Origin of the sequence: Vibrio sp. 10N.222.54.A3 (assembly GCF_041474095.1) — a bacterium.
GTDB lineage: Bacteria > Pseudomonadota > Gammaproteobacteria > Enterobacterales > Vibrionaceae > Vibrio > Vibrio crassostreae_C.
In genome coordinates this window covers 1-8,875 of sequence record NZ_JBFRTN010000130.1, presented here as the reverse complement: position 1 = coordinate 8,875, position 8,875 = coordinate 1, and the positions used below count along the sequence as shown (strand labels likewise).

8 protein-coding genes and 1 pseudogene are annotated in these 8,875 nt (G+C 43.5%); 4 read left to right on the top strand and 5 right to left on the bottom strand.

Annotated features, from left to right (window positions below; translation table 11 throughout):
* Nucleotides 1–75: 75 nt before the first annotated feature.
* Nucleotides 76–942 (top strand): annotated as a pseudogene (locus tag AB4507_RS21235) (hypothetical protein); the annotation flags it as partial.
* A 201-nt stretch (nucleotides 943–1,143) separates the two neighbouring features.
* On the opposite strand, the gene AB4507_RS21230 reads toward AB4507_RS21235, so the two are convergent.
* Together AB4507_RS21230 and AB4507_RS21225 are read right to left on the bottom strand one after the other, a co-directional pair.
* Nucleotides 1,144–1,707 (bottom strand): hypothetical protein, encoded by a 564-nt coding sequence (locus AB4507_RS21230; protein ID WP_050645430.1) that lies wholly within the window; start codon nucleotides 1,705–1,707, stop codon nucleotides 1,144–1,146.
* Between the two features lie 60 nt (nucleotides 1,708–1,767).
* On the bottom strand, nucleotides 1,768–3,276 hold the full coding sequence (locus AB4507_RS21225) for a DUF3360 domain-containing protein (protein WP_372183297.1): 1,509 nt from the start codon (nucleotides 3,274–3,276) through the stop codon (nucleotides 1,768–1,770).
* A gap of 317 nt (nucleotides 3,277–3,593) precedes the next feature.
* Between AB4507_RS21225 and AB4507_RS21220 the strand changes: the two genes are divergently transcribed.
* The 3 genes from AB4507_RS21220 (at nucleotide 3,594) to AB4507_RS21210 (ending at nucleotide 5,272) form a co-directional block, all read left to right on the top strand.
* A complete protein-coding gene (locus tag AB4507_RS21220) occupies nucleotides 3,594–3,932 on the top strand; it encodes a hypothetical protein (RefSeq protein WP_017059071.1) in 339 nt (112 codons plus the stop codon).
* An 83-nt stretch (nucleotides 3,933–4,015) separates the two neighbouring features.
* The gene (locus AB4507_RS21215; protein WP_017070388.1) at nucleotides 4,016–4,888 is read left to right on the top strand and encodes a patatin-like phospholipase family protein; all 873 of its coding nucleotides are present in this window, start codon (nucleotides 4,016–4,018) and stop codon (nucleotides 4,886–4,888) included.
* Nucleotides 4,889–4,903: 15 nt separating this feature from the next.
* Entirely contained in the window at nucleotides 4,904–5,272 is a 369-nt protein-coding gene (locus AB4507_RS21210) for a hypothetical protein (RefSeq protein WP_032545629.1), read from the top strand.
* Between the two features lie 184 nt (nucleotides 5,273–5,456).
* Here the strand turns inward: AB4507_RS21210 and AB4507_RS21205 are convergent, their stop codons facing one another.
* From AB4507_RS21205 to AB4507_RS21195, 3 genes are all read right to left on the bottom strand, one after another.
* Complete coding sequence (locus AB4507_RS21205; protein WP_372183296.1) at nucleotides 5,457–6,137, bottom strand: haloacid dehalogenase type II; 681 nt, start codon at nucleotides 6,135–6,137, stop codon at nucleotides 5,457–5,459.
* 197 nt (nucleotides 6,138–6,334) lie between these two features.
* Nucleotides 6,335–7,138: a MetQ/NlpA family ABC transporter substrate-binding protein gene (locus AB4507_RS21200; protein ID WP_017059075.1), complete on the bottom strand. Its 804-nt coding sequence runs from the start codon at nucleotides 7,136–7,138 to the stop codon at nucleotides 6,335–6,337.
* A gap of 331 nt (nucleotides 7,139–7,469) precedes the next feature.
* Nucleotides 7,470–8,378, bottom strand: coding sequence for a dienelactone hydrolase family protein (locus AB4507_RS21195; RefSeq protein WP_017059076.1), 909 nt, complete (start codon nucleotides 8,376–8,378; stop codon nucleotides 7,470–7,472).
* Nucleotides 8,379–8,875 lie beyond the last annotated feature (497 nt).

Sequence of the window (8,875 nt, the reverse complement as noted above, 5' to 3'; positions counted from 1 at the left end):
TCTAAGCGGAGAAGAGCCCCTGACGTATTGCAAAACCTCTAATCTGCGGGCCAAAATCAATCATCCACTACACTTCAATCACTTTGGTACGAGGCTATAGAACATGGCTTGCAGCGAGGTTGTGGAGACTCAAGTTCGTTACAAGCTTTTAAAGATGTCGATAAACGGTTTGTCTATTACGGTGAGCTATCAAATACATTGTTAGACAAACCAACGGAAGACCCTGCAAGTCGTCAGCAAGCGTTGTCTGAACTCAAAAAGTACAAGACAAGCCAGTTCAATAAAACAACGTATAACAAGGTATCTAAAATTGGTTTTCTAAAAGAGGCGTTAGCAGATACTTTTTCATCGCTATTTGGAAAGCTAGGTGTGGCTGAGACACTCATAACGAAGGTCGCGCCAGATATGGCGCATTATTGGAATGAAGATACCTATTTCGGCAGCGATGTCAGACATAGGCTAATGGTTGAACTGAAAGAAGCGCTCGATAATCAAGATGATGTGATGATTGTATCGCACAGCCTTGGGTCGATGATCAGTTATGACGTGTTATGGAAGTTGTCTCATTACGGAGAGTATAGACACGACTATGGCGCGGACAAGAAGGTCAACTTATTGCTTACGCTCGGGTCACCGTTAGGAGATGAAAACGTAAAAGATAGGCTAAAGGGGAGCCGCTTGAAAGATGAGAAGAAGTACCCTTTAAACATTCAGCAATGGATAAACATATCGGCAGAAGATGATTTTATCTCTCATGACAGCAAAATTAGAAATGACTTTAAGGACATGCTCAAACTGGATCTGATACCCGGCGGAATGAAAGACATCTACCCAGTTTATAACCTCAATATTCGCAACGGAAAAGGCAATCCGCATGCTTCCATCGGTTATCTCATCAACCCTAAATTCATCACGGTGCTGGATGAATGGCTCTCGAGTTAATTTGGTTAACCATCGTAAATTTCTAGCTACTCGTTCGTTGGAACGCAGATAAAACAAGGCCTCGCGTGTGCGAGGCCTTAGTTGTTTGTGGGGGAATTAAAAGTAGGGGGGTGAACACAGAATTGGACAAAAATGGCGAGGTTAAATGTACTCATGATTCAGAAAAAAATAACGAAGTCTAACCTATCCATTACTACGAAATTACAGCTTTACGATGCCACGAGTCACTTTAATGCCACCAATTAAAGTAGAACCACCGTAGTCTTTCGCTAATCTTAATAAAGTGTCATGAAATCCATGATTTGGGAAAGCTTGTTCTACTTCTGCAATCATGGACTTAGGGAGCCCTTTTTTAACCATTCCTTTTGATGCATCAATCCAGTCCGCTTTTCGACAAGCTTCTATAACTTTTTCATGTGGACCTTTATACGGTGTGATTTTGTGATGCCAGTGAATAGCGCCTTTTAGAGCATCAGGGTCTAATCCCCAATTTTCCTTTTCATTGTCATTTAATGCCACTGCTTCTGATGGCTCAAGGTAAGCGAGTTCATGGTCAGTCCACAGGCCAATATCATGATAGACAAATGCGGTTTCGACTAACTTTTCAAATTGTTCATCATAATCTAGAAAGTGCATTGCATAAGTGATTGTTCTATAAACATGATTACGATAGCCAAGATAATCTTCCCCAATCAGCTCTTTATAACGCTCAAGTAGTAACTCTACCCGTGGTCTCTCTAGCTTTATTTGAATCTTACTGCCCATGATTATTTCCTTATTAAATCATCCTGTTGTTCATTGAGGAGTTTAGACCAAAAATCGATATTAACGAAAACTTGGGATAATCGCTGGAATCCCCGGTAGAAGGCCAACCAATGCCATTACACCACTTAGCACAATAAACATAATGCCAGGCAATACCCAGCGGCTCATTTTACTCAGTTCACTACTACGTTCTTTACAACCGACTAAGCCTAAGTTATCTAACAGCATGGTGAGAGCCCAGCCAAATGCAGGGTTAACGAGCGCTGAAGAGAACACAACAATCGCTGCCGACTGTGTGGTTTTTCCTTCACGCGTCATTTCCATTCCAGCTTCTAGCAATGGAACAAATACCCCAACAATCAGCGCCACACACAGTACAGGTTGCCAGATAGCTAAATCCATCGGGTAGCCCCAAACAGCAGCGATAATACAGAACAGAGCCGTGAGCAAAGCGCCGGCAGGAATAGGGCGTTTAGCAATCGCAGCCGGTACGATATAAGTCCCCCATGACGACGTAAAGTTAGTACCGCCAAGCAGAGAACCGAACGTTTGACGAATTGATGCCGTGGTCATGGTGTCGTCGATGTTCATGTGTACTTTTTCGGTACGTTCTGGGTAGCTGATCTTTTGGAATACTTGATGGCCTAAGAAATCTGGCGACCACATCGCCACGGCTAGAATCGCAAACGGCAATACCACCATGAAGTGTTCAATCGTCGGTAGGCCTAGCATCCAACCTGTATTTTCTCCCCACCAATACATAGGGTTCATGTTGGGCAAGCCTGGCTCAGTGTGGAAAGCAAATGGGGCGCCCATGGCAAATGCAATCGTACCACCCAACAAGCAGCTAAGAGGTACTGCTAACCAACGTTTGCGGAAGTGTTCCAGTAGCGCGTACAAGATAATGGTGCAAAAGATCACCACAAACGCGATGTGGCTCATACCGATTCCTTCAGCCCAAGCGAAAAGCTTTTTCACTTGAGAGGCGGTTCCAACAAAGCCGAGGTAGAGCAATAAGCCGCCACACACGCCTTTACTGGTGAGGTTGGCCAACATGCTGCCACCTTTACTGATGGCTAAGATGAGGCCAAAAGCGCCAATCAACAGGCCAAACGCCATCGGGTGTCCACCTGCTGCAACCACAATCGGAATCAAAGGGATAAGTGGGCCGTGGGTCCCTGCGAGGTTTGCAGTCGGCAATAAAAAGCCAGAGAAAATAATAATGAAAACAGAGGCGATGAGCAGTTCATAACGAACGTTTTCTAGAATGAAGTCTTCATTTAATCCGAGAGCCCCAGCAAAGGTGGCTGCAATCGCGCCCACCATAACCACTTTACCAATGGTCGCCGCCATCGCTGGGATGGTGTCTTCTATCTCAAATCGATAATCTTTAAACGGCAAATTTGGACGCCAGCGCTTAGGCGACATGATTTGCAATTCGTGTTCTAGATACTGTTCTCGGGATTCAAACTCTGAGCTTGGTTTATGTTGTTGTTCATAGGTGAGTACATCCTCATTGGCTTGAGGCTTCTCTGTTTGTATATGTGCGGACTCTAAAGTAGTGCTCATTTTGATTCCTTTCGTTCACACTCTTAGGTGTGTTATTCCAACAAACGTTGTTGACTCACGGTATGAAGTGCAAACAATGCGTCAACTTATAATTAAAAACCCATTAACATTTAGTTGTTAGTACCTTATACCAAACCAAAAAAAACAAATAGACTCAGTCGGTTAGACATTAGTCGTAGAGTCGGACGACTAGTATTAGACCCTGTAGATAGTATGTGTCTGGTTATTTGTAGTCCCTTAATTTCTCCCACGTTCTGCACTTGATAGTGATAGAATCTCCGCATTAGAGTTATCGAGAAACTAGGTATTTATAAACAATGTTTATCCATCACGTAAATGGCATCGACTGGCTGGTAATTACAGCCTTTGAAGAACTGAAAACTATGTTTATCGAAGATGCAGGCCCAATCCCAGCTTGCTTTTCTACCGCCAGCGAGTTGAGCCTGATTGATCAAGCCAAACGCAGTTATGGATTTTTGCCTAAACTCCGCGGTGTGATCACCGATACCGGCACTTTTCAAAGTAGAGATATTGAAGAAGATTTGAACCCACAGCTTGCGTGTATCGTTGAAGGGCGAGGTCGGGTTTTTATCTATCACGGCGACTACGTGGCTTTTGTCGATGACGAGCAAACCTTCATTACCCGTATGGACTGAGAGTGATTCAGTGAGTTGAGATCGGCGAATTGGTAAATCGGCGAGTTAGCCCACCTAGAATTTAAAACTAAAGGATTAATATGATGGCAAAAACGATCTCATTGGTACTTGGCAGTGGTGGCGCAAGAGGCTTGGTTCACGTTGGAGTCATCCGCTGGTTAATTGAGCATGGCTATCAGATAAAATCCATTTCTGGCTGTTCAATTGGCGCACTTATCGGTGGTGTCTACGCTGCGGGCAAGTTGGATGAATTTGAAGAGTGGGTCACCAGTATCGATCAAGGTGATATGGCGATGTTGTTGGACTTTTCATGGCAGTCGAGTGGTATGTTCAAAGGGGACAAGATCATCGACACTCTGCGTGGACTGATCGGCGAGATTTCAATTGAAGATCTGCCCATCCCTTATACCGCAGTTGCCGCTAACGTCGCCGATGAAAAAGAGGTTTGGCTGCAATCAGGTTCTCTGTTTGATGCCATTCGCGCCTCTATCTCTTTGCCACTGTTCTTGACCCCTCACGTTATCAATGGAGAAGTGCTGATTGATGGCGGCGTTCTTAATCCCGTACCGATTGCGCCTACCTTTGGTGATAATACAGACTTTACACTGGCTGTGAATTTAGGTGGTGAACCTGAAATGGTTAAACAGGAAGTGATACCGGTTTCCCTGCCAACAAAAGAGAGCAACCTGCATGAGAAGGTTGTGCATTTTATCGATAACCTCGGTAGCAGTGTAAAAAGCAAAATGAGCTTCAACTTTGCTTTTTACGATATTGCCAACCAAGCATTTGATGCGATGCAATCGACCATTGCTCGCCAAAAGTTGGCCGCTTACCCCGCCGATATCACGCTTGAGATCCCACGCAATGCTTGTGGCACCCTAGAGTTTGATCGCTCACAAGAGATGATCGACAGAGGCTACCACTTAGCACAGGCTAAACTGGGCAATCGACTTTAATGTATTTGCTGCTGAATGAGGGTAACTATGGAAACTGAACTCAAACTATCTGAACTCAAAGAATTGGTTACAACAAAAGATGTCATCGTGCTCACCAGCATAGAAGAGCCTGCTGTATCTTGGTTGATAGATTGCTATCAAGAGAATGCTGATATCCAAATTATCGAGAACGCACACCAACTAGATACTGAAGCGATTTTGTCGCAATGCAGAAGCAGCCTTAACGAAAGTAAAAAGGTCATCCTTACAGCGCAGTTTCGTAGCCAACTGCCTATCATCAATATCGCTTCACTGTGTAATGAGAAGCGCAAGTCATTGATCAATATTGAGCTATTAGGCTGGGATGAAGAAAAACGCGTTCCTCAATCGTACAGTTGTTTCTAGCTTATATTTGTTGCTAGCTTATATTTGTTGCTAGGTAACTGCAGTTTTTAGGTAACCGACAGCGTCTCTATAACCAGAGCAGTTCAACACAAGGTTGATCAAAGCGGTTAAGTCAGTGTCCGGAATTTGTTGACCACTACAGGGTGGTTGTATCGAATCAGGAGTAGAAAAGTCTCTTGAGATTTTACTTGTCTAAATTGTGCTTAATTATTTGTTCCACCACACCATTCATCGTCCTTGAGCTAATCTCCGGTTTCAAATACAAGGAATGATACTCAACTCCTGTTCGGTCTATATAGGCTGCTTGTAAGCCAGCGGATAGCGCACCATGATTGTCCCAATCATGAGTAGCGACAAGACGAAGGTTTTCGACAGGCTCTTTTAAAGTTTCGGCTGCAAAGTTATACACATCTGAATTGGGTTTGAAACTGCCTGTTTCTTCAACGGAAATGACGGTGTCGAAATAATCTTCTAAGCCTGAGTTCTTGATTTGAGAAGTGATGAGATCGAGGGATGAGTTGGAAAAAGCGACGGTTTTAAACCCGTTCTCGCGCAATTTGAGCAAAGACGCTTTGATATCTGTGTGCGGTGGTAGATTGGCAAAAGAAGTTAACAAGGCACCTTTGCTTTCCGCCGTTAAATCACACTTGTACCGTTGTGCAATAGCGTTGAGCGCTGCATTCGCTAATTCAGAAAAAGTAGATTTTACGTTTGTTGCGATGCAAACCGTTGAAGAGTGTAAAAGCTTTGAAAACCAAAGTGATAATGCATCCTCCTTTCCAAACACCGCTTTAAATTTAGGCTGTAATGACTCCAAATTTAAAACCGTTTCGTTTATATCAAAAAGTATCACTTCTTTTTTCATGCAAAGCCCCCAGATTTAATTGAATTTTATGCTTACATAATCTGCTCTGACGATATGGTTTTCAACCTCCATTCAAGTAACTAAAGCTTTGCTCTCTAATTTGAAAAGAAGCTTGAATGCGTCAACGACAACCCGCCAACTCAAATCTGGCGTTGCTTTATGAGTATCATGCAACGCCAAATCTGAAACGATTTAGCTTAATTTGCGGCTTCGATGGTGCCTTTGAAAGTGCTGTCTAAAAAGTCATTGATCTCTTGTGAGTGGTAAATTGAGATAATCTTTTTATACGTTTCATTATTTTTGTCTTCTTCTCGCGCCGCAACAACCATCACTGCTAAAGGTGCGTCTTTTTTCTCTAAGTAAATGCCTTGTTTCTTAGGGTCGAGTCCAGCCGACATTACATAGTTCATGGTGATTGCAGCAGCATCTACATCGTCAAGAGAGCGGGGTAGCTGCGCGGCATCCACTTCAACAAATCGAATGTTCTTCGGGTTGCTAACAATATCGTTTAAAGACGCGTTGAAACCAGCGTTGTCTTTTAATGAGATCAGCCCTGCATCTTCAAGCAGTAATAGTCCACGCCCGCCATTCGTTGGATCGTTTGGAATCGCGATTCGAGCGTTTTCGGGAATAGAATCAAGCGAAGTGTACTTGTTCGAGTAAACGCCCATACGCATCAAAATTGAACGTCCGATAGAAACTAACTGGCTATCGTGATTGGCATTAAAGTTATCGAGGAATGGCTGATGCTGGTAACTGTTCAGTTGGATACTTCCATCATCTAATGCTGCGTTAGGGGTGATATAGTCTGAGAACTCGACGAGTTCAATGTTTATCCCTTGCTTTGCTGCTTCTTTGGCAACAGCTTGTACAACTTGTGCATGTGGGCCAACTGTCGCCCCAATCTTGATGACAGCCTCGTCTTTTTTTCCACATCCTGTTACACCGAATACGAAAGCTAATGCCAACAGGGATGCTGTGATTTTTTTGTAGCTGTTCATGATAACTCCATTTAATAAATAAAAGACATGTAGACGTCTAGCTATCTATATTATCTATTTGCGCGATCGGGTCAATAGGTTTGTTTGAAGCGAAGTTACATTGATGAGCGGTTAAGTCAGTGAATCAACGAGGCTTCTGTACGTGAGACTCGACCGACAATCCCCTTCTAACCCCCTTGGTTTACATCTCAAACCTATTGTTGGTAATGGGAAAAGGGAGGAACTGATTACCGACCAACAAAGGCCTCGCGAGTGCGAGGCCTTTTGGGTTTTGTAGGGAATAGGGCAGTCACTCGGAATCTAAAGAAAACGGGTTCAGTAAAGCTAACTATTAAGAAAGCTTTTGGTTAAAGAACTCAAGTGTACGTTTCCAAGCTAACTCTGCTTCTTCTTCAGCATAGCGGCCAGTTGAATCGTTATGGAAGCCATGGTTCACGCCGTCATAGATGTAAGCTGTGTAGTCTGCTTCGTTCTCTTTGAGTTCGGCTTCATAATCTGGCCAAGTCGCATTCACGCGTTTATCGATTCCCGCAAATTGGATGAGCAAGGGGCCTTTTACATTTTTTCTTAAATCTGGTGCGGCAGGAGTACCATAAAATGGAACGCCTGCATCGAGTTGCTCTGGCATGACAGCGGCCAACATATTCACGATATAGCCACCGAAGCAGAAACCGACTGCGCCTAGCTTACCGTTACTTTTTTCATGGGACTTCAAGAAGTTTGCCGCTGCGATAAAGTCTTCTTCGATTTTCTCTTTTGATAGCGACTTCTGCATCGTTCGACCTTCATCATCATTACCTGGATACCCGCCAAGCGAATAGAGTGCATCAGGTGCAAACGCAATAAACCCCGCCGCTGCGAGTCGTCTTGCCACATCCTTTATGTATGGATTGAGGCCTCTATTTTCATGAATGACCAATACAACAGGCGCATTGCCCTCTAACTCTTTGGGTACAACCAAGTAACCATAGCCTTCGCCGTGTCCTTTAGGTGAAGGAAACTTCTCGTAGGTTGCTTTGATGGAAGGGTCATTGAAAGAGACTTGCTCTGCCTGCGCATAATTAGGAATCAGTGCAGAAGTTAGCGTCGTCATGGTTAAGCCAAGTACAGCTAGCCCAGATAGACGAGCCATAAACTCTCTGCGATCAATCAGGCCGTGTGCATATTCGTCGTACCAATCAAATGCTTCTTGAGGGATAGATCGAGTCGGCGTTGATTGAGATTCGGTATTTGGATTCATAACTTTTCCTTGTTGTGAGTTGTTTGACCAATCAACTATAGTGGAAAATTTGATATAACTGAACGATCGCTCAATAACTTTTGAGCTATTTGTTATATCAAAGTACAAAAATTAGATGACAGTCCGATAAAACGATCACTTCGAATCGATTTCCATCGCTTTGGTTTGTTTTACGGAGCAATTCAATACAAGGTTGATTTGAGGGTTAAGTCAGTGAAGTCGGGTGTGATGATTGTTTGTTTTTAGGGAGGCTCTAAATCGAAGTTGGGCACATTAGAGCTAGGCTTATTTTCCGCAGACATGGACAAGTAAGTTTCAATGCAAAACGCTTGATTTTACTCTGGTATAATCTTTCTCATAGGGACGACCTTAGCGTTATCAGAACCTTCTTGATGAGAGATAAAATAGATGTTGAAACTTCTGCGTCAGATAAAAAAATGGAAACTTGTAACGTTTGGCTTACTGATGCTCATTGCCGCTTTTTTTAGGTTCATCGC

Coding starts and splice junctions, on each gene's coding strand:
- AB4507_RS21230 (WP_050645430.1), bottom strand. CDS start 1,707: ATGGGCAGTAAGATTCAAATAAAGCTAGAGAGACCACGGGTAGAGTTA.
- AB4507_RS21225 (WP_372183297.1), bottom strand. CDS start 3,276: ATGAGCACTACTTTAGAGTCCGCACATATACAAACAGAGAAGCCTCAA.
- AB4507_RS21220 (WP_017059071.1), top strand. CDS start 3,594: ATGTTTATCCATCACGTAAATGGCATCGACTGGCTGGTAATTACAGCC.
- AB4507_RS21215 (WP_017070388.1), top strand. CDS start 4,016: ATGGCAAAAACGATCTCATTGGTACTTGGCAGTGGTGGCGCAAGAGGC.
- AB4507_RS21210 (WP_032545629.1), top strand. CDS start 4,904: ATGAGGGTAACTATGGAAACTGAACTCAAACTATCTGAACTCAAAGAA.
- AB4507_RS21205 (WP_372183296.1), bottom strand. CDS start 6,137: ATGAAAAAAGAAGTGATACTTTTTGATATAAACGAAACGGTTTTAAAT.
- AB4507_RS21200 (WP_017059075.1), bottom strand. CDS start 7,138: ATGAACAGCTACAAAAAAATCACAGCATCCCTGTTGGCATTAGCTTTC.
- AB4507_RS21195 (WP_017059076.1), bottom strand. CDS start 8,378: ATGAATCCAAATACCGAATCTCAATCAACGCCGACTCGATCTATCCCT.